The 22,341-nt window shown below is 66.4% G+C and carries 20 protein-coding genes; 5 read left to right on the top strand and 15 right to left on the bottom strand.

Translation table 11 applies throughout. From position 1 onward, the window contains the following. The 7 genes from QZ755_RS02365 to rpmI all read right to left on the bottom strand — a co-directional run. The coding region (locus QZ755_RS02365; protein ID WP_294319366.1) for a peptide chain release factor 3 at window positions 1-1,538 on the bottom strand (1,538 nt) is incomplete at its 3' end. Between the two features lie 257 nt (window positions 1,539-1,795). Beyond that, entirely contained in the window at window positions 1,796-2,665 is an 870-nt protein-coding gene (locus QZ755_RS02360) for an aldose 1-epimerase family protein (RefSeq protein ID WP_294319364.1), read from the bottom strand. Continuing rightward, window positions 2,662-5,025, bottom strand: coding sequence for a phenylalanine--tRNA ligase subunit beta (pheT, locus tag QZ755_RS02355; RefSeq protein ID WP_294319362.1), 2,364 nt, complete (start codon window positions 5,023-5,025; stop codon window positions 2,662-2,664). The genes QZ755_RS02360 and pheT overlap by 4 nt, the downstream gene beginning before the upstream one ends. After that, complete coding sequence (pheS, locus tag QZ755_RS02350; protein ID WP_294319360.1) at window positions 5,022-6,191, bottom strand: phenylalanine--tRNA ligase subunit alpha; 1,170 nt, start codon at window positions 6,189-6,191, stop codon at window positions 5,022-5,024. The genes pheT and pheS overlap by 4 nt, the downstream gene beginning before the upstream one ends. Window positions 6,192-6,224: 33 nt before the next feature. Then, window positions 6,225-6,539 carry a GIY-YIG nuclease family protein gene (locus tag QZ755_RS02345; protein ID WP_294319357.1) on the bottom strand — a complete coding sequence of 105 codons (315 nt, stop codon included), beginning with the start codon at window positions 6,537-6,539 and terminating at the stop codon, window positions 6,225-6,227. A 223-nt stretch (window positions 6,540-6,762) separates the two neighbouring features. Beyond that, window positions 6,763-7,134 (bottom strand): 50S ribosomal protein L20, encoded by a 372-nt coding sequence (gene rplT / locus QZ755_RS02340; protein WP_294319355.1) that lies wholly within the window; start codon window positions 7,132-7,134, stop codon window positions 6,763-6,765. A gap of 13 nt (window positions 7,135-7,147) precedes the next feature. After that, window positions 7,148-7,351, bottom strand: a complete 204-nt coding sequence (gene rpmI / locus QZ755_RS02335) for a 50S ribosomal protein L35 (protein WP_055757212.1) — start codon at window positions 7,349-7,351, stop codon at window positions 7,148-7,150. A gap of 158 nt (window positions 7,352-7,509) precedes the next feature. Between rpmI and QZ755_RS02330 the strand changes: the two genes are divergently transcribed. Next, complete coding sequence (locus QZ755_RS02330) at window positions 7,510-9,627, top strand: AsmA family protein (protein WP_294319349.1); 2,118 nt, start codon at window positions 7,510-7,512, stop codon at window positions 9,625-9,627. A gap of 4 nt (window positions 9,628-9,631) precedes the next feature. Here the strand turns inward: QZ755_RS02330 and QZ755_RS02325 are convergent, their stop codons facing one another. The 7 genes from QZ755_RS02325 to QZ755_RS02295 all read right to left on the bottom strand — a co-directional run bounded on the left by QZ755_RS02325 (window position 9,632) and on the right by QZ755_RS02295 (window position 15,896). Further along, window positions 9,632-10,411: an SDR family oxidoreductase gene (locus QZ755_RS02325; protein WP_294319348.1), complete on the bottom strand. Its 780-nt coding sequence runs from the start codon at window positions 10,409-10,411 to the stop codon at window positions 9,632-9,634. Between the two features lie 10 nt (window positions 10,412-10,421). Beyond that, window positions 10,422-11,189, bottom strand: coding sequence for an ABC transporter permease (locus QZ755_RS02320; protein ID WP_294319347.1), 768 nt, complete (start codon window positions 11,187-11,189; stop codon window positions 10,422-10,424). Further along, complete coding sequence (locus tag QZ755_RS02315; RefSeq protein ID WP_294319346.1) at window positions 11,186-12,121, bottom strand: ABC transporter ATP-binding protein; 936 nt, start codon at window positions 12,119-12,121, stop codon at window positions 11,186-11,188. The genes QZ755_RS02320 and QZ755_RS02315 overlap by 4 nt, the downstream gene beginning before the upstream one ends. Before the next feature lie 41 nt (window positions 12,122-12,162). Further along, on the bottom strand, window positions 12,163-13,284 hold the full coding sequence (locus QZ755_RS02310) for a membrane dipeptidase (RefSeq protein ID WP_294319345.1): 1,122 nt from the start codon (window positions 13,282-13,284) through the stop codon (window positions 12,163-12,165). 23 nt (window positions 13,285-13,307) lie between these two features. After that, window positions 13,308-14,036 (bottom strand): DsbA family protein, encoded by a 729-nt coding sequence (locus QZ755_RS02305; protein WP_294319343.1) that lies wholly within the window; start codon window positions 14,034-14,036, stop codon window positions 13,308-13,310. After that, on the bottom strand, window positions 14,036-15,394 hold the full coding sequence (locus tag QZ755_RS02300; RefSeq protein WP_294319342.1) for a M48 family metalloprotease: 1,359 nt from the start codon (window positions 15,392-15,394) through the stop codon (window positions 14,036-14,038). The genes QZ755_RS02305 and QZ755_RS02300 overlap by 1 nt, the downstream gene beginning before the upstream one ends. 70 nt (window positions 15,395-15,464) lie before the next feature. Then, a complete protein-coding gene (locus QZ755_RS02295; RefSeq protein ID WP_294319341.1) occupies window positions 15,465-15,896 on the bottom strand; it encodes a response regulator in 432 nt (143 codons plus the stop codon). A gap of 185 nt (window positions 15,897-16,081) precedes the next feature. Here QZ755_RS02295 and QZ755_RS02290 point away from each other — a divergent pair, with 185 nt between their 5' ends. The 3 genes from QZ755_RS02290 (at window position 16,082) to QZ755_RS02280 (ending at window position 20,147) form a co-directional block, all read left to right on the top strand. Continuing rightward, window positions 16,082-17,212 (top strand): phosphoserine transaminase, encoded by a 1,131-nt coding sequence (locus QZ755_RS02290; protein ID WP_294319340.1) that lies wholly within the window; start codon window positions 16,082-16,084, stop codon window positions 17,210-17,212. Window positions 17,213-17,355: 143 nt separating this feature from the next. Next, window positions 17,356-18,933, top strand: coding sequence for a phosphoglycerate dehydrogenase (serA, locus tag QZ755_RS02285; RefSeq protein ID WP_294319339.1), 1,578 nt, complete (start codon window positions 17,356-17,358; stop codon window positions 18,931-18,933). A 110-nt stretch (window positions 18,934-19,043) separates the two neighbouring features. Next, window positions 19,044-20,147: an ATP phosphoribosyltransferase regulatory subunit gene (locus QZ755_RS02280; protein WP_294319338.1), complete on the top strand. Its 1,104-nt coding sequence runs from the start codon at window positions 19,044-19,046 to the stop codon at window positions 20,145-20,147. A gap of 39 nt (window positions 20,148-20,186) precedes the next feature. On the opposite strand, the gene QZ755_RS02275 is transcribed toward QZ755_RS02280, so the two are convergent. Further along, window positions 20,187-20,684, bottom strand: coding sequence for a MucR family transcriptional regulator (locus QZ755_RS02275; protein ID WP_294319337.1), 498 nt, complete (start codon window positions 20,682-20,684; stop codon window positions 20,187-20,189). Window positions 20,685-20,950: 266 nt separating this feature from the next. Between QZ755_RS02275 and QZ755_RS02270 the strand changes: the two genes are divergently transcribed. After that, window positions 20,951-22,309: a PAS domain-containing protein gene (locus QZ755_RS02270; RefSeq protein WP_294319336.1), complete on the top strand. Its 1,359-nt coding sequence runs from the start codon at window positions 20,951-20,953 to the stop codon at window positions 22,307-22,309. The last annotated feature ends 32 nt before the right edge of the window (window positions 22,310-22,341 follow it).

Raw genomic sequence — 22,341 nt, 5'->3', positions numbered from 1 at the left:
GAATAACGATCGGCGATATAGCCGACCTCCCACGCGCTCTTGGCCAGAAACACCGGATTGCCGTCGCGATCCTTCGCCATCGCGCTGCGATGCAGGTCGGTGAACGCCTTCAAATCCGCCGGATCGCTCGCGGACACCCAGCGCGCGGTTTCGAACGGCGCCATTTCCAGCCCCGCCGCGACCTTGTATTCGACGTCCAGCCGGCTGAGCAACACTTCGAGCTGCAACTGCCCGACCACGCCGATCACCCAGTTCGACCCGATATCGGGATAGAAGACCTGCGTGACGCCTTCCTCGGCCATGTCGTCCAAGGCTTTCCGCAACTGCTTCGTCTTGGTCGGGTCCTTCAGCACCACGCGGCGCAGGATTTCCGGCGCGAAGTTCGGCAGCCCCGTGAACCGCACATCGGCCCGTTCCGACAGCGTATCACCGACGCGCAGCGTGCCATGGTTGGGAATGCCGATGATGTCGCCCGGATAGGCCTCGTCGGCCAGTTCGCGTTCGCGCGCGAAGAACAGGATCGGCGAATGAATCGCGATCGGCTTGCCATGGCCGGTCGGGGTCAGCTTCATGCCGCGCTTGAACGTCCCCGAACACAGCCGCATGAACGCGATCCGGTCGCGGTGGTTGGGGTCCATGTTCGCTTGCACCTTGAACACGAACCCCGTCACGCGATCATCGGTCGGGTCGACCGGCGCGGGTTCGGCAGGCTGCGGGCGGGGCGGGGGAGCGTGTTTGGCGATCGCGTCGATCAGCGAATCGACGCCGAACTCTTTCAGCGCCGACCCGAAATAGACCGGGGTCAGGTCGCCCGCACGGTACGCCGCACCGTCGAACGCGGCATAGCCGCCGGTCGCCAACTCCGCCTCCTCACGCAGCCGCTCGGCCGCTTCCGCCGACAGCACGCTGTCGATGCGTGCGTCATCCAGGCCGGTGAACTGCTCGACCTTGCCCTGGAAATCCTTCGTTCCCACCTCCGGCTGCAACAGCCGGTTGTCGACCAAGTCGTAAATCCCCTCGAACTGCCCGCCCATGCCGGCCGGCCACGTCATCGGGCACACGTCGAGCTGGAGCATGTCGGCCACTTCATCCAACAGCGCGAACGGATCGCGCCCCTCGCGGTCGACCTTGTTGACGAAGGTGATGATCGGCACGCTGCGCAACCGGCACACTTCGAACAGCTTGCGCGTCTGCGGCTCGATACCCTTCGCCGCGTCGATCACCATCACCGCTGAATCGACCGCGGTCAGCGTGCGATAGGTATCTTCGGAAAAATCCTCGTGGCCCGGCGTGTCGAGCAGGTTGAAGGTCAACCCGTTCCGCTCGAACGTCATCACCGACGACGTGACCGAAATCCCGCGCTGCTGCTCGATCTTCATCCAGTCCGACCGGGCGCGGCGGGCGGCACCCCGCGCCTTCACCTCACCCGCCAGATGGATCGCACCGCCGAACAGCAGCAGCTTTTCGGTCAGCGTGGTCTTGCCGGCGTCGGGGTGGGAGATGATCGCAAAGGTGCGGCGATCGGAAATATGGTCCATCGCCGGCCTTTAGGGCTGCGCGGGGAGGGCGGCAAGATTGGCGTCACGCTAGGACGGAAGAAGAAGGCGGGTTCACGCGAAGGCGCGGAGAGAAGAGGGGGATGGTTGGCGTAGAGATGCGTAGAGGTGGTGTTTGCAGCGACCGGGTGCGTGCGGCAGACAACTCCGCTCGATGCGACGGGTGATAAAGCCTGCTGTCGCGGCGGAACCTCATCGCGAACGCAACCCCTCCGCGTCTCCGCGCCTTTGCGTGAAAATCAACCTTCCAACGTCACCGACATAGCCGCCCGATGCGATTGCCCCGGCGCAACCCGATTAATCCCGGGCTTGTCGAAGATGTCACCGGCAAACCCTTCCGGGTCCGCAATCCCGTCCCACGGCTCGATGCAGACAAAGGCCGCACCCGGCTTCGTCCAGATGCCGAGCTTCGGCATCCCCGGAAAATCGACCCGCAACTGCGGCCCGTCCTCCGCCCCGTACTGCACCCAAGTGCTTCGAACCGGGTCATACACCAGCGCATCGTTCGCAAACAGATCGTCGGTCAGCGTCAACACACGATTGACCGCCGGATCGGGCCGCCGCTCCGGCGCGATCGTTCCGTTGGCCGCAATTGCGGCGACGGTGCCAACTTCCGCGTCCGAAAACACCATCCGATGCGCCGCCCGGTCGCGCCCATACGGTAGCGGCCACGCAAACGCCGGGTGAAAGCCGATGCTTGCCGGCAGGTCGCGGTCGCCGATGTTGGTCACCGTCACCTCGCTGTGCAGGGTCGCCCCCTCCAGCCGGTGTTCCACGTGGAGCATGAACGCGAACGGATACACCTTCCGCGTCTCCGCATCGTCGACCAGCTCGAACCGCACCGACGTATCGGTTTGCGCAACCTTCGCGAACATCCGCCGCCGCGCAAAGCCATGCTTGGCCAGGTGGAAGACTTCGCCATCGACATGATAGCGATCGTCCTGCACCGCGCCGATGATCGGGAACAGGATCGGCGCATGGCCGGTCCAGAACGCCGGATCGGCGTTGGTCATCAGCTCGCGACCCTCCGCATCCCTGATCGAATGCAGTTCGGCACCCAGCGGTTCGATGGCGACGGTCAGCGTGCCGTTGCTCAGCGTCACGGTCATGCGCGCAGGCTCCCGCCGACCTTCTTCGCCGCAGCCACGATCTTGTCCGAAATCGCCTTCAGTTCGACATCGGTGAAGCTCTTCGCCCCCGGCTGCAACGTGACCTCGATGGCGAGGCTCTTGTGGCCCGGCTCGACGCCCTGTCCGGCAAAAACGTCGAACAGCCGCGCATCGACGATCGCCGCCTTGTCCGCGCCGCGTACCGCGCGCACCAGCTGGTCGCCGGTCACGTCGTCGACGACGAGGAACGCGAAGTCGCGCGTCACCGCCTGCAGTGCCGGCGGCGCATAGGCCGCGCGCATGAAGCCCTGGCCCCGCTTCGCCGGCAGCGCGTCGAGATAGATCTCCGCCGCCACCACGCCGCCGCCCAGATCGAACGCCTTGGCCGTGGTCGGGTGCAGCACGCCGAAGCTCGCCAGCACCGTCTTCGGCCCCAGCCTGAGCGTCGCCGACTGGCCCGGATGGAACACGTCGCCCGCACCGTCCATCACCTGTAGATTGCCGACCGGCGCCCCCGCCGCTTCGAGCAGCGCCAGCACTTCGGCCTTGGCATCGAACGCGTCGAAGCCCTGCGCCTTGCCCCCGCGCCAGCCACGCGGACTACGCTCGCCCGATAGCACGATGCCGAGCGTCGCGCGCTCGCCTTCGGCCAGATAGCGCCGCCCGATCTCGAAGAGCCGCACGCTGCTTGCCCCACGCTTCGCATTGCGCGCGGCGGCGCTGAGCAATCCGGGCAGCAGCGACGGACGCATCACGCGCATGTCGCTGGCGATCGGGTTCACCACCTCCCACGCGCCGCCACCGAACGGCGCGGCTTCGTCGTCGGCGATGAAGCTCCAGGTGATCGCCTCGGCCAGCCCACGCGCCGCAGCCGCCCGGCGCATCCGCCGCTCCAGCTTCTGTTCAGGCGTCGCGGTCGGCACCGCCACCCCGGCGGGGCGGTCGAGCGGCGTCGAGGGCACGTTGTCCAGCCCCTCGATCCGAATCACTTCCTCGACCAGATCGGCCACGCCCTCGACATCGCGTCGCCACGACGGGACGGTCACCTGCCAGCTGTCACCGACCGCGAAGCCCAGCCGTTCGAGGATGTCGCGCTGCCGGTCCTCGGCGACGTCCAGTCCGCCCAGCGTTGCGACGCGGCCCGGCTGGTGGGTGATGACGCGCGGTTCGCTCGGCGGGGTGCCCGCCTTCGTCACGCCGCTCGCCGTCCCGCCGCACAGCCGCAAGACGTAATCGGTCGCGATTGCCAAGCCTTGCTCGAGGAACGCCGGATCGACGCCACGTTCGAACCGGGTGCGCGCATCGCTGGTCAGCGCCAGCTTCTGCCCCGTGCGCGCGATGGCTTCGGGGGTGAAGTACGCGCATTCGATCAGCACGTCGGTGGTCGTCTCCGACACGCCCGAATGCTCGCCGCCCATGATCCCGCCAATGTCATGCACCGCGGCGGCGTCGGCGATCACCGTCTCGCCACCGTCCAGCGTATAGGACTTGCCGTTCAGCGCGACGACGTTCTCGTCCGGCTTCGCTTGCCGCGCGACCAGGCCGCCATCGAGTTTTGCCATGTCATAGACATGCAGCGGCCGCCCGAGATCGAACATCACGTAATTGGTGATGTCGACCAGTGTCGAGATCGGCTTCTGCCCGATCGCGTTCAGCCGCCGCCGCATCCACTCGGGCGACTCACCATTGGTGAGGCCCCGTACCGCTCGCGCATAGAAGGCCGGGCAGCCGGCGGCATCCTCGACCCGCACGTCGGGACCGTCACCCTCGCCGGCCACGACCGGCACCACCAGCGCCTTCAACGTGCCATAGCCCGCCGCCGCCAGATCGCGCGCAACGCCGCGCACGCCCATGCAGTCCTGCCGGTTGGGAGTGATGCTGATGTCGATGACCGGATCGTCCAGCCCGGCATAGGCGGGGAAGGGGGTGCCCACCGGCGCATCGGCGGGCAGCTCAATGATCCCGTCATGATCCTCGCCCAGCTCCAGTTCGCGGGTCGAACACATCATGCCGTTCGATTCGACCCCCCGGATCGCCGCGACCTTCAGCACCATGCCGTTGGCCGGCACCGTCGCGCCCGGCATCCCGAACACGCCGACCATCCGCGCGCGGGCGTTGGGCGCGCCGCACACGACCTGCAACGGACCGTCCCCGGCATCGACCGACAACACCTGCAACTTGTCCGCCTGTGGATGCGGTTCGGCGGTCAGGACGCGGGCGACGCGGAATGCGGCCAGCTTCTCCCCCGGATTCTCGACGCCCTCGACCTCCAGCCCGATCGCGTTCAGCGCGCCGAGGATCGTGTCCAGCGAGGCATCGGTGTCGAGATGCTCGTGCAGCCAGCTCAGGGTGAACTTCATGCGCCTACTCCCCCCGACAGCGTGGGAACGTCCAGCGCCGCAAAGCCATAATGTTTCAACCAGCGCAGATCGCCGTCGAAGAACGGGCGCAGGTCGTCCATGCCGTATTTCAGCATCGCCAGCCGGTCGACGCCGGTGCCGAAGGCAAAGCCCTGCCACTCATCGGGATCGAGGCCGCACGCCGCGATGACCTTCGGGTGGACCATGCCGCTGCCCAGCACTTCCATCCAGCCGCCATTGCCCTTGCTCGGATCACCGCCGACGACGCGCCGGCCCTTTTCCAGCGTATAGCCGATATCGACCTCTGCCGATGGTTCGGTGAACGGGAAATAGCTCGGGCGCAGGCGCAGGACGATGTCGTCGCGTTCGAAATACGCCTTCAGGAACGTCTCAAGCGTCCATTTGAGATGCCCCATATGGATGCCGCGATCAATCACCAGTCCTTCGATCTGGTGGAACATCGGGGTGTGGGTCGCGTCGCTGTCGCTGCGATAGACGCGGCCCGGCGCGATGATGCGGATCGGGGGTTGCTGGGTCATCATCGTGCGGATTTGGACCGGCGATGTATGCGTGCGGAGGACGTAGCGTTCGGTGGCGCCGGTGGCGGAGCCACCGTCGTCGGACGGCGCTTCGGCGCCGCCGGCCGCGCTTGCGGTTTCCTCGCCCTGCGGGCTTCGGCGCTGCGCGTAGAACGTGTCATGCATCGCGCGCGCCGGATGCGTCTCGGGAATGTTAAGCGCGGTGAAGTTGTGCCAGTCGTCCTCGATCTCCGGCCCCGTCGCGACGGCAAAGCCCAGATCGGCAAAGATTTCCGCCAGCTCGTCCATGACCTGCGACACCGGATGCACCCCGCCCGGCGCGATCCGGTCGACGGGCAGCGTCAGGTCGACCCGCTCGCTCGCCAGCTTCGCCGCCAGTGCGCGTGCCTCGAGGTCCGCCTTGCGCGCGCCGATCGCGCTCGTCACCGCCTCGCGCAGGGCATGAATGCCGGGCGCGACGGTCTGGCGCTCTTCGGGCGACAGGCTGCCGAGCGTCTTGAGCAGGCCGGTCACCGCCCCTTGCTTGCCCAGCGCATGAACACGCACCGCCTCCAGCGCGTCAACGCCCGCAGAGGCATCGATGGCGGCGAGCAGGTCGGCACGCAATTGGTCGAGATCGGGGGTCACGGTCGCTCCGGTGGTCGGGATAGGCGACCGGCTTTATTGCGGAACGGCAGAGAAGCCTAGCCCCGAGGACAGGTCGCGCCAGTGGGAGTTGGTCCGCTCGACCATATTCTGCTTCCAGTCGCGGTTCCACTTCTTGATCCGCTTCTCGCGCTGGATGGCGGTTTCCATGGTTTCGTGGCGTTCGAACCAGACGAGGCGGTGGCAGTTGTGGTCAGCGGTGAAGCCGGGAAAGGTGCCGGCGCGATGCCGGTGCAGCCGCTGGGTGAGGTTGCTGGTGACGCCGGTATAGATGGTGCCGTTGCGACGACTGGCGATGATGTAGACGCAGGGTTCGAAGATGCGCTCCATGCCAACCCCCTTCGTTGTTCCCGCGTAGGCGGGAACCCATACACGCCGACGTTGATACTGGAGCCGAGACGGTAGCGTCTATGGATTCCCGCCTTCGCGGGAATGACGATGAAGGTGAGGCTGCCTTCGCCGGGACGGCGACAGGCGGGGTGGGAAGGCACAAAAAAACGCCGGCGGGTCACCCCACCGGCGTTTCTCTTACCCTAAAACAGGAACCGTTCGCTTACGCGGCGGCCTGTTCCGGCAGGGCGGCCTTCGCCTGCGCGATGATCGCCTTGAAGGCGGCTTCCTCGTGCATCGCGATGTCGGCCAGGACCTTCCGGTCGAGTTCGATGCCGGCCAGCTTGCAGCCGTGCATGAACTGCGAATAGGTGATGCCTTCCGCGCGGACACCGGCGTTGATGCGCTGAATCCACAGACCACGGAAGGTCCGCTTCTTAACCTTGCGGTCGCGATAAGCGTACTGACCGGCCTTTTCGACGGCTTGGCGAGCGATGCGGATCGTGTTCTTGCGACGGCCGTAATAGCCCTTCGCCTGATCCAAAATACGCTTGTGCTTCGCCTTGGTGGTCGTGCCGCGCTTGATACGTGCCATTGCTCAGTACTCCTTAACGAAGGCCGTAGGGCGCCCACGCCTTGACACGGGCGGTGTCGGCGTCGGCCAGGACCGAAGTCCCGCGGTTCTGGCGGATGTACTTCGCGTTGTGCGAAATCAGGCGGTGGCGCTTGCCCGCGACACCGTGCTTGATCTTGCCGGTGGCGGTGAGCTTGAAGCGCTTCTTCACGCCGCTCTTGGTCTTGAGCTTGGGCATTTTGGTCTCCTCAAATATCACGACGTGCGGATTGCCGCGGCAGCCCCAGATGGCCGGGCGAATCCCTGAAAGGTCGTGGAAAGAGCGCGCCCCTAACCCGCCCGTCACGAAAACGCAACTGCCGGAACTCGTTTCGCCCCCGAACGCTTGTGGAGGCGATGGCCGAAGTTTCCGCAACGACCGGCACCCCCGAGGCCCCCCGCCGCCGCGACTGGCGGCGGATTGCGGTACGAACGCTGATCGGGATCGTCGCGACGATCGTCCTCGCCTGGGCGATCCTGTTCGTTACCAGGGGCCGATTCCTCAAGGGCACGTTCGAACGCATCGCCTCGTCGGCCAGCGGGCGAACCGTCCGCGTCGCAGGCGATTTCCAATTCTATTTCAATCCGATCGACCTGAAGTTCCTTGCCGAAGGACTGTCGGTATCGAACCCCGACTGGGCCGGTGGCGGCAATCTGTTCGAGGCGAGGAAGCTCGACAGCTCGACTGCGACACTCACCTTCCTGTTCGGGCGGCGGCGGGTGAACTGGCTGGAGCTGGACGGCGCGCGGGCGGATTTGCACTGGGACGCCGAGCGCAAGCGCAACACCTGGACGTTCGGCGACCCTGACAAGCCGGGCAGGAAGCTCGAACTGCCGGTCGTGCGCAGCGGCATCTTCCGGAATACTCGGATTCGTTACCGCGACCCGCAATTCCTGCTCGACGGGACGTTCGACCTCGACACGACGATCAGCGAAGGCACGCAGTTCGCCAGCGCGATCCGGGCGACCGGGCGCGGTACGGTGCGCGGCCGCCCGTTCCGCCTGACCGGCCAGCTGCAATCACCCAACGCGACGATTCGCGGCGGCGAGAATCAGCTGACCGCGCGGATCGAAGTCGCGCGATCGGTCGCGATCCTCGCCGGCACGCTGCCCGGCCCGACCCAGCTGGACGGATCGAACCTCGCCGTCCGGCTGCGCGGCGCTAACCTTGCCGACGTGTTCGCCACGCTCGGCATCCTGACCCCCAATACCCGCGCCTATCGCCTGACCGGGCGGATGACCAAGGACGGGGCCGACTGGAAGTTCACGCGGCTGAAGGGCGTCTTCGGCGACAGCGACCTCGCCGGCAGCCTGACCGTGACCCAGCGCGAACCACGCCTGCTGCTGAGCGCCGACCTGGCGTCGCGCACGCTCGATATCGTCGATATGTCGGCGTTCGTCGGCTACGACCTCGAACGGGTCGAGGCGCAGGGCGCGGCCGGCGTCATCACGCGCGAAGGCGGCGCCCCGCGCCTGCTGCCCGACGCCAAGCTCAACGTCGAAGCGCTGCGCAACTTCGACGCACAGGTCCGCTACAAGGTCGGCACGGTCCGCGCGCGCAGCCTGCCGGTGTCGAACGTCGACCTGACGCTCGACCTGAACGACCGGCTGCTGAAGCTGTCGCCGCTGACCTTTGCCATGGCGCGCGGCAACGTCGCATCGGACATCGTGATCGACGCCCGGCGCCGTCCGGCCGTCACAGATTACGACATCCGCCTGTCGCCGACGCCCATGGGGCGGTTGCTGGCCGGATGGGGCGTGGAGGAAGCGGGGACGAGCGGCACCGTCAAGGCGCGGATCAAGCTGACCGGCGCGGGCGATACGATCCACGATTCGCTTGCCAGCTCGAACGGACGCATCGCGGTGATCCTGCCGGCCGGGAGTTTCTGGACCCGCAATATTCAGCTGTCCGAACTCGACCTCGGCACCTTTGCGCAAAAGATGTTTGAGGGGAAACTGAAGGAACCGGTGCGGATCAATTGCGGGCTGATCGGCTTCACCGTGCGTGGCGGGGTGGCGGCGGCGGACCCGATCCTGATCGATACGCAGAAGAATGTGATGATCGGGCGCGGCGGTTTCAGCTTCCGCAACGAATCGATCGATCTGGCGGTACGCGCCGATTCGAAGAAATTCTCGCTGTTCGCCGGCCAGTCACCAGTCGGCATCGGCGGCCATTTCGCGGCACCACGCTATTCGGTCATCAGCCCCGAACTGCTCGGCCGCGCCGGTGCTGGTCTCGGCCTCGCGATCGTCGCCAGCCCCGTTGCGGGCGTGCTGGCGTTCGTCGATCCGGGCGATGCGAAGGGTGCGGCGTGCGGCCCGGTCCTTGCCGGCGCCACCGCCCGCGCCCAGCGCACGACCAAGGGCGAGGCACGCGACGACGTCGGTCGCGGCACGACCGCGAAGGCAGAGGATGGCCGCTCGAACCGGGGCGAGCGCAAGGAACAGCGCAAGAAGTTTCTCGGCATCTTCTAATGGGTCAGAGGATGCCGGGGAACGCTCCGCCATCGATCAACAGGCTCTGCCCGGTGATGAACCCGGCCTTGTCCGAACACAGAAACGCGCAGGCCGCGCCGAACTCCGCCGGATCGCCGATCCGCTTCGCCGGGATCGACTCCGCGCGCTTCGCCTTTTCCTCGGCTGGGGTCGTGCCGTTCTTCTTCGCCGCCGCTTGCGTCATCGACGCGATGCGCGCGGTATCGAACGATCCGGGCAGCAGCCCGTTGATCGTGACGTTCGATCCCGCCACCTGCCGCGCGATGCCGGCAACGAAGCCGGTCAGCCCGGCGCGCGCGCCGCTGGACAGGTCGAGTCCGGGCAGTGGCATCTTGACCGATCCGGAGGTGATGTTGACCACCCGGCCGAACCCACGCGCGACCATGCCGGGCAACACGGCCTGGATCAGCAGGGCAGGGGTCACGAAATTCGCCTCGATCCCAGCGCGGATGCCGTCGGCCTCCAGCTCGGTATAGGGTTTGAGCGGCGGACCGCCATTATTGTTGACGAGGATGTCGGGGTCCGGACAGGCGGCGAGCAGCGCGGCGCGGCCTTGCTCGGTCGACAGGTCGCCGACCACTTCGGTCACGCGCACTCCGGTTTCGGCGCGGATCGCCGCCGCCGTTTCGCCCAGCTTCGCTGCATCGCGTCCGTTGACGACCACATCGACACCGGCCCGCGCCAGTTCCAGCGCGCACGCCCGGCCAAGGCCGGCGCTCGACGCGCACACGATCGCCTTGCGGCCGGCAATTCCTAGATCCATCGCTCGTCCCTTATTTCTTGAGCCGCCATCCGGTGCGGAAGATCACGGTGATCGCTGTCACACAGATGCACAGGAAACCGAAGGTCGCGCCCAGACTGGCGCCGACCGACACGTCGCCAACCCCGAAAAAGGTCCAGCGAAACCCGCTGATGAGATAGACGATCGGATTGAACAGGCTGATCGTCCGCCACACGCCCGGCAGCATGTCGATCGAATAGAATGCCCCGCCCAGGAACGTCAGCGGGGTGACGACCAGCAGCGGGATGACCTGCAACTGCTCGAATCCCTTGGCCCATAGCCCGAGGATGAATCCGAACAGGCAGAAGGTGACCGCCACCAGTACCAGATAGCACAGCGCCCAGATCGGGTGCGCGACCGTCACGTCGACGAACAGATGCGCGGTCGCGAAGATTACCAGTGCCACGATCACCGACTTGGTCGCCGCCGCGCCGACATAGCCGACCAGCGTCTCCAGCGTGGAAACGGGGGCGGACAGCAGTTCGTAGATCGTGCCCGACCATTTGGGCATGAAGATGCCAAAACTGGCGTTGAAGATGCTTTCGGTCAGCATCGTCAGCATCATGAGGCCCGGCACGATGAACGCGCCATAGGGTACACCCGACACCTCGTTCATCCGGCTGCCGATCGCAGTGCCGAACACCACGAAATAGAGCGAAGTGGTGATGACCGGTGTCATCAGCGAGGTCCAGATCGTCCGCCCGAACCGCGCCAGTTCGAAGCGATAGATCGCCAGCACGCCATGCCAGTTGAAGGTCATGCCCGTGCCTCCTGCTCATGGACCAGCCCGACGAAGATATCCTCGAGGCTCGACTGTTTCGTCGCAATATCCTTCCACGCGATGCCGGCTTCGTCAGCGGCGCGCAGCAGCGCGCGGACGCCATTGTCCTCGGCATTGGCATCGAAGGCGAAGGTCAGCGCATGACCTTCGTCGGTCAGCTCCAGCGGCCAGTGCGCCAGTGCGGCCGGGACCTCCGCCAGCGGGTCGGGCAGCGTCAGGGTCAGCGTCTTCTTGCCCAGCTTGCGCATCAGCGCCTGCTTTTCGTCGACCAGTATCAGCCGGCCCTTGGCGATCACCCCCACCCGATCGGCCATCTCCTCGGCCTCCTCGATATAGTGCGTGGTCAGGATGATGGTGACGCCGCGTTCGCGCAGTTCATGGACCAGTCGCCACATGTCGCGGCGCAGCTCGACATCGACGCCGGCGGTCGGTTCGTCGAGGAACAGGATGTCGGGTTCGTGGCTCAGCGCCTTGGCGATCATCACGCGGCGTTTCATGCCGCCCGACAGCTCTGTCATCTTCGCATCGCGCTTGTCCCACAGCGTGAGGTCGCGCAGCAGCTTTTCGATGAAGGCCGGGTCGCCATGCCGCCCGAACAGCCGGCGCGAAAAGGTGACGGTCGCCATCACCGTCTCGAACGCATCGGTCAGCAATTCCTGCGGCACCAGCCCGATTCGGGTCCGCGTCTCGCGATAATCCCGCACCGTGTCGAACCCGGCGGCGGTGATCGTCCCCGCGCTGGCGGTCACGATGCCACAGATTATGCTGATGAGCGTCGTCTTGCCCGCGCCGTTCGGCCCCAGCAGCGCGAAGATTTCGCCCTTTGCAATGTCGAGGTCGGTCGGCTGGAGCGCGACGGTGCCGGACTTGTACGTCTTGGCGACGCCCCGGATCGAAAGGATGGTTTCCATAAGACCAGCTTGTTTCACGCTTCGATGACCGGGGGAAGTCGCTATCCCAACACGTCGGTCAGCAACCGTCGCCAGTTGCCGCCCATGATCGCATCCACCTCGCGCGCGCGGAAGCCGGCGGCGGACAGCGCGTCGGCGATACGCTGCATCCGGTCGATATGGTTCAGCGCCGGAATGACGACATGCTCCGGGGTCCAGTCGAACCCGGCAATCCCCTGCGACCGCATCGCCCGCCACCATTCCAGATACTCGGCGACGCCGCGGGCATTGTCGTTGTGCAGCTTCAACAGGTTTTCCTGCCCGCCCATCGGAAAATCGTTGGCGACGCCGACGGCATCGATCCCGCCGACCCGCACGACATGCCGGACCTGTGCGACATAATCCGCGACCGTCGGCACCTTTTTACGGGTCAGCCAGAAGCTCATCATGAAGATGCCCATCACCCCGCCGCGCTGTGCGATCGCGCGGATCACGTTGTCGGGCGCGCAGCGCGGATGGTCGACGATCGCGCGGACGGCGCCGTGGCTGAGCGCGATCGGCGTGGTCGATCGCGTCGCCGCCTCCAACATAGTGGCATCCGATCCGTGGCTGACATCGGGCAGGATGCGTAGCCGGTTCATCTCGGCCAGCCCGGCGATGCCGAGCGGCGTCAGGCCGCTCTGTTTCGGTTGCAGCGCACCGCCGGCGAACCGGTTGTCATTGTGGTGGGTGAATTGCAGGACGCGCAGGCCCTTGGCATGAAACCGTTCGATCCGGCCCAGATCGTCCTCGATCATCTCGGTCGACTGGAATTGCAGGAACGTCGCACAGCCCGGCCGCGTACCGATGTCGCTGCCTTTCAGCGCGACATAGGCGTGGGGCGATTGCTTCAGCCGGGCGACGGCCGTGTCGATCGCCGCGTCATTGGCGCGAAAGCCACGCAGGTAGCGCGGAATGCCCGCTGCATCGCGAACCTCCTCGACCTCCGATATGTCGGCGATCATCGCGTTCAGCCCGGCGCGGCCGATATCAGCTAGGTCCTTGGGCAGGAAACTCAGCGAATCGATGAACAGGCGGTGCGGCGCCCCTGTCCGCCGGGGCGATGCCGCCGCACCCGCGATGCCCGGCAGGATACCGCCCGCAACCAGGCCTCCGATCGCCGTGCGCCGTGTAACCCCCGTCATTGCCCTGCTCCCCCGTTGCCGCCCTAACCCGGTTTCCCGGTGCGGCGCGCTTCTGCCACCGCCGTCTGCAGCGCGGGTAGCGTCTGCGCCCCGCTCAGCACCTGATCGCCCACCACCCATGACGGTGTACCGGTAAAGCCCAGCGTGCCGGCGGTCTTCAGGTTGCGCTCGATCTCCGCCACCACCTGTGGCGACTGGATCGCGGCGCGGGCGGCGGCGATGTCCAGCCCGGCGGTCGTCGCGGCCTGCTGAATCGTCCCGGCGTCCACCCGGCCGCTGGCATAGAGCGCGTCGTGGAACGGCTTGAACTTGCCCTGGAGCGCTGCGGCCAGCGCCCATTCGGTGGCGGTGCGGCTGTCGGGCGACAGGATCGGCAGCTCGCGATAGACGATCCGGACGTTCGGGTCGCTGGCGATCAGGCCGGTAATCGCCGGCAGGCTGGCGCGACAGAATCCGCAGGCATAGTCGAGATAGGCGACCACGCTGACATCCCCCTTGGGATTGCCCGCGATCGCGCCGGGAAACGGCTCGACGATCGCGCTGCGATTCGCCGCCACCGCCTTGCCCGATTCCTTTGCCTGCAACCGGCGCATCGCTTCGGGAAGGATTTCGGGATTGGCGAGGATATAATCGCGCACCACCGTCTCGGTCGCGGCACGGTCGCCCGTTCCGCCGCGCTGGGCCATGATCGCGCCGCCCGCACCCGCCAATGCCGCCGCGGCGAGCATCAGCGCATTTCCAATTCTACCCATCATTCCCCCCGACGCCGGCGATGGCGACGTTCTTCCTCGAACGCCGTCTGCGACGTCATTTGAATATCCTGCGCCCTGATCCAGTCCCGCGACCCTTGCGGCAACAACGCCATTGCCCGTCGCGCACTGGCCAGTGCCATGCCGGTATCACCCGCCAGCGACGCATATTCGGCCATTGCCAGCGCGACCCGCGCCGGATCGCCGCGCCGTTCGTACAGGATGCTCAGCTGGTACCACGCGAACGGGTTCTGGTTGTCGCGCGCGATCGCCTGTTTCAACACCCGTTCCGCCTCGTCCAGCAGCGTCGGGTCTTCGGCAGCGATCAGCGCGTGGCCGAAGGTCGCGGCGATCAGCGGCGACGACCGCGTGCGCTCGGTCGCCTCGCGCAGCGCCGCCAGCGCATCCTTCGGCTTGCCCGATTCGAGCAGGATCTGCCCTTCGAGTTCGAGGAAATAGGGGTCGTCGGGCGCCGCCTTCACCAGTGCCAGCGTTTCCGCCGCCGCCTGCTCCGGATAGCCCGATTTGTGATAGGCATAGGCGCGGGCATAATGGGCATAGATGCTCTGATCGCTCGCCGGATAGCGGCGCAGCGTATCCTTGGGGTCGCTGACATAGCCGCGCAATTTCGCCTGCACCCGCTTGAAGCGCGTCTCCAGCGCCTGATCGGGCGGGGCCTTGAATGACGGCGACGCCTGTACGTCCTGCGTCAGGTTGGCGATCCGCTCGCCGGTCAGCGGGTGGGTGCGCTGATAGCCATTGTCCTGCGGGATCGCGAGGCGATATTCCATGTTCTGGAGCTTCTTGAAGAAGTCCAGCATCCCCTGACCCGAGATGTTGGCGCTGCGCAGGAACCGCGCGCCCGCCGCGTCGGCCGAACTTTCCTGCGTCCGGCTGAACGCCAGGTAGCTGCCCATCGCCGCCTGCTGGCCCGCTGCAAGGATGCCCGCGCCCGCCTCGCCCGCGCCCGCCGCCATCGCCGCGACGCCCAGCAACAGGCTCAGCACGGTGATTCCGGTGGCCGGTGCCATGCCGCGCCCGGCCAGCGGCACGTGCCCGCCGACGATATGACCGATTTCATGGGCGATGACGCCCTGCACCTCGTTCGCGTCGTCCGCCGCGTCGATCAGTCCGCTATGGACATAGACCGTCTGCCCGCCCGCCACGAAGGCGTTGATCGACTTGTCCTGCAACAGCACCACGTTGAAGTTGTGCGGGTCGAGGCCGGCGGCAACCGCGATCGGGCGCGACATGTCAGTGAGGAGCGCCTCTGTCTCGGCATCGCGCAGCATCGACTGGGCGGCAGCGGGCTGGGTGGACAGGAGGATGGCGGCGACGATGCCGCCCAGCGCGCGCTTCATGAGGGTCCTTATCGGCCAGGGGGCGGACACGGGTCAACGCCGCGATGCCGCCAGCCGGCTGAACCGCGCGTTAAGCGGAGGCGCGATAGCCGTGCGATGCCTCGAACAGCTTGATACCGGTCGGTGGCTGCGACAGGTCGCCGTGTCGGGCGCGCACCGCGAAATTGACGAGTTCGCCGATCGATTCATACCCGCACGGCTTTGACACGACGCCCAGTGTTCCGGCGATACCCTCATCCAGCATTGCGGGATTGGCGGTCAGGAAAATGACGGTGGTGCCATAGGTCTGACCCAGCATCCGCCCGATCGTCGGACCGGTCGGCCCGTCGCGCAGATTGCAATCGACCAGCGCCACATCGGGCCGGGTCGATGCCAGTTCGAGCGCGCGGGACATGTCGGCGGCGATCCCGACCGGACGATAGCCATGCTCCTCCAGCGACGCCTCCAGGTCGATCGCGACCAGCATCTCGTCTTCGACGATCAGGACGGTTGGGGTTTGCATGGGATTTCCGGATATAATCTCGATCAACGCAACGCGGAATCTCCCTGCCGGTTCCCTCATGTCGCCGCATCCTGTCGCAACAATGTTACGCCGATCGTGCTTGTGCCGCACCGCAGACGCCGCTAATGGCCGCGACGGGCCACGCTGTCCCAACGCAGCGCGTGCTCTCTGTGAGGAGAGACTACATGACTGATCTTCCGCCTAAGCCGGCTACGACTCCCGCTCGCCCGTATTTCTCGTCCGGGCCTTGCGCCAAGCCGCCGGGCTGGTCCGCCGACCGCCTCAACCCCGTCAGCCTCGGCCGGTCGCACCGCTCGAAGATCGGCAAGCAGCGTCTGCAATATTGCATTGACCTGATGCGCGAGTTGCTGAAGCTGCCCAACACCCACCGTATCGGCATCGTTCCCGGTTCGGACACCGGCGCGTTCGAAATGGCGATGTGGACGATGCTGGGCGCACGACCCGTCACCGCGCTGGCCTGGGAAAGCTTCGGCGAAGGCTGGGTCACGGATGCGGTAAAGCAGCTCAAGATCGATCCGACCGTCGTGCGCGCCGATTACGGCCAACTGCCCGACCTGACCGCGATCGATTGGACCAACGACGTCCTGTTCACGTGGAACGGCACCACGTCGGGTGTGCGCGTGCCGAACGCCGATTTCATCCCCGCCGATCGCGAGGGGCTGTCGTTCGCCGACGCGACCTCGGGCGTGTTCGCCTATGACATCGACTGGGCGAAGATCGACGTCGCGACCTTCAGCTGGCAGAAGGTGCTGGGCGGCGAGGGTGCGCATGGCGTGCTGATCCTCGGCCCGCGCGCGGTCGAGCGCCTCGAAAGCTACACCCCCGCCTGGCCGCTGCCGAAGATCTTCCGCCTGGTATCGAAAGGCAAGCTGACCGAAGGCATCTTCAAGGGCGAGACGATCAACACGCCGTCGATGCTGGCGGTCGAGGATGCGATCTTCAGCCTCGAATGGGGCAAGTCGCTGGGCGAAAACGGCCTGATCGCGCGCAGCGATGCCAATGCCGCCGCGCTCGACCGGATCGTCGAGGCGCGCGACTGGCTCGGCCACCTTGCCGCCGATCCGGCCACCCGGTCGAAGACCAGTGTCTGCCTGACCGTCGAGGGGGCCGACGAGGCGCTCATCAAGAAGATGGCGTCGCTGTTGGAGGCCGAAGGTGCTGCCCATGACGTCGCGGGTTATCGCGACGCCCCGGCGGGCCTGCGCATCTGGTGCGGCGCGACCGTCGATACGGCCGACATCGAGGCGCTCGGGCCGTGGCTCGACTGGGCCTACGCGACGGCGAAGGCTGCCTGAAATCAATAGCCCTCTCCCCTTCAGGGGAGAGGGTTGGGAGAGGGGAAAAGCCTCTCCGGTAATCCTGACAATCGATAGGGCCGGGTTGTGCGGCACTGCCCCTCTCCCCGGCCCTCTCCCCTGCAGGGGAGAGGGAGAAAAACATGCCTAAAGTTCTGATTTCCGACAAGATGGACCCTAAGGCCGCCCAGATCTTCCGCGAACGCGGGGTCGAGGTGGACGAGATCACCGGCAAGACGCCGGAAGAGCTGATGGCGATCATCGGCGACTATGACGGCCTCGCCATCCGCAGCTCGACCAAGGTGACCAAGGCGATCCTCGACGCCGCCAGGAACCTGAAGGTCGTCGGCCGCGCCGGCATCGGCGTGGATAATGTCGACATCCCCGCCGCCTCGGCCGCCGGTGTCGTCGTGATGAACACCCCGTTCGGCAACTCGATCACCACCGCCGAACATGCCATCGCGCTGATGTTCGCGCTCGCCCGCCAGCTGCCCGAGGCCGACGCCTCGACCCAGGCGGGCAAGTGGGAAAAGAACCGCTTCATGGGGGTCGAGCTGACTGCCAAGACGCTGGGCCTGATCGGTGCGGGCAATATCGGCTCGATCGTCGCCGACCGTGCGCAGGGGCTGAAGATGAAGGTCATCGCCTTCGATCCGTTCCTGTCGCCCGAACGCGCGATCGAGATCGGCGTGGAAAAGGTCGAGCTGGACCAGCTGCTGGCCCGTGCCGACTTCATCACGCTGCACACGCCGCTCACCGACCAGACCCGCAACATCCTGTCGGCGGAGAATCTGGCGAAGACCAAGAAGGGCGTTCGTATCATCAACTGCGCGCGCGGCGGATTGATCGACGAGGCGGCGTTGAAGGCCGCGCTCGACAGCGGTCATGTCGCGGGCGCCGCGCTCGACGTGTTCGTGCAGGAGCCGGCGAAGGAATCGCCGCTGTTCAACACGCCGAACTTCATCTCGACCCCCCATCTGGGCGCGTCGACCAGCGAAGCGCAGGTCAATGTCGCGATCCAGGTCGCCGAACAGATGGCCGATTTCCTCGTGTCGGGCGGCGTCACCAACGCGCTCAACATGCCGTCGCTGTCTGCCGAAGAGGCCCCGCGCCTGAAACCCTATATGGCGCTGGCCGAGAAGCTCGGCTCGCTGGTCGGGCAGCTGACCACCGGTGCGATCGCCCGCGTGTCGGTGCATAGCGAAGGTGCGGCGGCCGAGCTGAACCAGAAGCCGATCGTCGGTGCGGTGCTGGCCGGGTTCCTGCGCGTCCAGTCGGACACGGTGAACATGGTCAACGCCCCGTTCCTCGCGAAGGAGCGCGGCATCGAGGTGCGCGAAGTCCGCAACGACCGCGAGGGCGACTACCACACGCTGATCCGTGTGAGCCTGAAGACCGAAGCCGGCGAACGCTCGGTCGCGGGCACGCTGTTCGGCAACGCCCAGCCGCGCCTAGTCGAACTGTTCGGCATTAAGGTCGAGGCCGATCTGGCGGGCCACATGCTGTACGTTGTCAACGAAGATGCGCCCGGCTTCATCGGCCGCATCGGTACGACGCTGGGCGAGGCGGGCGTGAACATTGGCACCTTCCACCTCGGGCGCCGCGATGCCGGTGGTGAAGCGGTGGTGCTGCTGTCGGTCGACGAAGCGGTGACCCCGGAACTGGTCGCCAAGGTCCGCGCGCTTCCGGGCGTCAAGACGGTGATGCCGCTCAAGTTCTGATCGGTTCCGGTCGTCAAACGAACGGGCTGTCGGAGCGATCCGGCAGCCCGTTCGTGTATCGGATGCGGTGACGGTTTCACCGACCGGCAACTCGCGCTAGGGGACGTCCCATGAACGATACCGGCCTCCTGCCCGAAGGGTTTCACGACCGCCTGCCCCCCGCCGCCGATGGCCTGCGCCGTTTCGAAGGGGCGGTGCTGGGGGTCGCGCATGGCTATGGTTACGAGCAGGTCGACCCGCCGCTCGCCGAGTTCGAGGCGGGGCTGGCCGGACGGCTGAAGGGCACGGCCGCAACCGATGCGGTGCGCTTCGTCGATCCGGTCAGCCAGCGCACGCTGGCGATCCGGCCCGACATCACCGCACAGGTCGCGCGGATCGCGGCAACCCGCATGGGGCATCACCCGCGCCCGGTACGGCTGTCCTATGCCGGGCCGGTGCTGAAGCTGCGCGCAAGCGAGCTCAGTCCGCGCCGGGCGCTGCGGCAGATCGGGGCGGAACTGATCGGCCTCGACAGCGTGGGCGCCGCGATCGAGGTCGTGACCGTCGCGGTCGAATCGCTGCGCGCGGCGGGGGTGAGCGGCATCTCGATCGACTTCACCCTGCCCGATCTGGTCGCGACGCTGGCGGGCGACCCGCCGGGGCCGCAGCACGACGCGCTGATCGCGGCGCTCGACGCAAAGGATGCCGGGCGGGTCGCGGCGATCGATCCGGCCTATCTGCCGCTGGTCGAGGCCGCCGGCCCGTTCGCCACCGCGCTTGCCCGCCTGCGCGCCACCGATGCCGCCGGGCGGCTGGCATCGCGGCTCGACGCGATCGAGGCGGTGGTGGCGACCCTGCCGGCCGATGTCGGCGTCACGCTCGATCCGACCGAGCGCCACGGCTTCGAATATCAGAGCTGGCTGGGCTTCTCGCTGTTCGCGCGCGGCGTGCTGGGCGAGGTCGGGCGCGGCGGCAGCTATGCGGTGTGCGATGCCGACGGGCGGGAGGAAGCGGCGATGGGCTTTTCGCTCTATGCCGATGCGCTGCTGGATGCCGGGCTGGGGGCGAAGGAGCGGCGGCGGCTGTTCCTGCCGCTCGGGACCGATCCGGCCGTGGCGGCACGGTTGCGGAGCGAAGGCTGGGTCACGGTGGCAGCGTTGGCCGAGGGCGACAGCCCGCAGGCGCAGCTATGTACCCATCACTGGGACGGCGACAGCGCGCGGGCGATCGCCTGAACGAAACGGGGCGACCAGATGGCCGCCCCTCGTCGTCGCTTATTCGGCGGCCTTTGGCTTGCGGCCGCGGCGCGGCGCGGCGTCGCCGGCGGCTTCCCCGCCCTCGCCGGTCGTGCGGGCCTTGCGGCCCAGGCCGATGCGCTTCGCCATGTCGCGACGGCTCTGCGAATAGGTTTCGGCGACCATCGGATAATCGGCGCGCAGGCCATAGCGCTCGCGATAGGTTTCCGGGGTCAGGCCGTGGCCCGCCAGGTGACGGCGCAGCGTCTTGTACGGCTTGCCATCGATCATCGAAATGATGTGGTCTTTCGACGCCAGCGACTTGCGCACCGATACTGCGGCAACATGGTCCTGCTGAGCGGTCGTTTCCTCCGGTTCGGTCGTTCCCGACGCCAGGCCCAGCACCGTTGCGTGCATCGTCTGGAGGAATGCCGGAACATCCTCTGCCGCGACGCGGTTGTTGCCGTTGTTCAACCAGGCGATGGTCAGTTCGGCGGCCAGTTCGATCGCGTTAAGTTCGGAACTGTCTTCGGTCATGGAGATCTCCTCAATGGCGGCGAAATGCGACGTGGCGGGGGACAGGTCAATGGCTGTGGCACGGATAAACTTAAATTCGATAGAATTAACGCAAAAAATGGTCGTACGGGGCGATGACGTACGAATTGTTTATACGCTTACCTACGCCAAGGGTAGGCGACCGGCCTTTATCGGCGGTACAGGTCGCAACGGCGGTCGGGTGAATATTCTTGGCACAGAGACGTTGCCGATCACGGGCGCGTCGCCCTTGGACAAATGATGTGACTATGACAGCCGGCACTATCAATCCATCATCGGCGATCTGGTACGATATTGCCGATACGATGCCGATATTGAGCTGGGTCGCCGATGACGAAGGGCGATTGCTATGGGGAAATCGGTGCTGGCGGGCCGATTTCGGCGATACGATCGGACGCGACCTGGCGGATTGTTGCCATGACGGGCCTGGGCGCGATGCCATGCGGCGGACATGGCGGGCGGGGACTTGCGAAGAGGCACCCTTTACGCTGTCGCTGCCGCTGATCGCCGGGCATATCGACACGCCTATCGGCTTTCGCGTGCGACCGGACGGTATCGGTCGCTGGATCGGCATCGCATCGGGCGAGGAATCGCGGCGGCAGGCCGAAACCGCCCGTGCCGCCACCCGCGCCGAACTCGACACGCTGACCAACGCCATGCCGCAGATGGTGTGGGCGACCCGACCCGACGGCCATCACGACTTCTACAATGCGCAATGGTATCGCTTCACGGGGATGCCCGAAGGGTCGACCGATGGCGAAGGGTGGAACGGCATGTTCCATCCCGACGATCAGGATCGTGCTTGGGCACGCTGGCGACACAGCCTGATGACCGGCGACGATTACGAGATCGAATATCGTCTGCGCCATCGCAGCGGAGTCTATCGCTGGGTATTGGGGCGGGCGCTGCCGGTACGCGGGGCCGATGGGACGATCGTCCGCTGGATCGGGACCTGTACCGATATTGATTCGGCCAAGCGCGCCGCCGAACAGAATGATATTCTCAGCCGCGAGCTGAGCCACCGGATCAAGAACATCTTCGCGATCATCAGCGGGCTGGTGCGAATGTCGGCGCGGCGGATGCCGGCGGTGCGCGACTTCGCCGACGATCTGGCGCAACGCATCGCGGCGCTGGGCGCGGCCCACGACCTTGCCCGACCGCATAGCGATATCTCGCGCCCGCTGATCGGTGAGGCGACGCTGCACCATGTCCTGCGCGACCTGTTGTCGCCCTATGCCGCCGAGCAATGGCGGATCGCGGGCGACGACGTGCCGATCGACGACCGGGGCGCGACGCCGATCGCGCTGATCTTTCACGAACTGGCGACGAACGCCGCCAAATATGGCGGGCTGTCGGTACCCGAAGGCCAGGTGGAGATCGTCACGCGACTGAAGGGCGATGCGCTGCGCGTCGACTGGCGTGAAACGGGGGGACCGACGATCACGGGCGAACCGCACGCGACCGGGTTCGGTACGCGTCTGGCCGCGCTCAGCATCGAGCAGCAACTGGCCGGCACGATTGTCCGCGAATGGCGATCGGAGGGGTTGGCGGTGCGGATCGATCTCGGCCGCAGCGCACTGGTACGCGAACCGCCCGCCGGCGAATAGCGCTGAACGCAAGAAGGGGGCGGCACCCGGTC

Origin of the sequence: uncultured Sphingomonas sp. (assembly GCF_913776855.1) — a bacterium.
Taxonomy (GTDB): Bacteria; Pseudomonadota; Alphaproteobacteria; order Sphingomonadales; family Sphingomonadaceae; genus Sphingomonas.
This window is presented reverse-complemented; position numbering and strand designations above follow the sequence as displayed.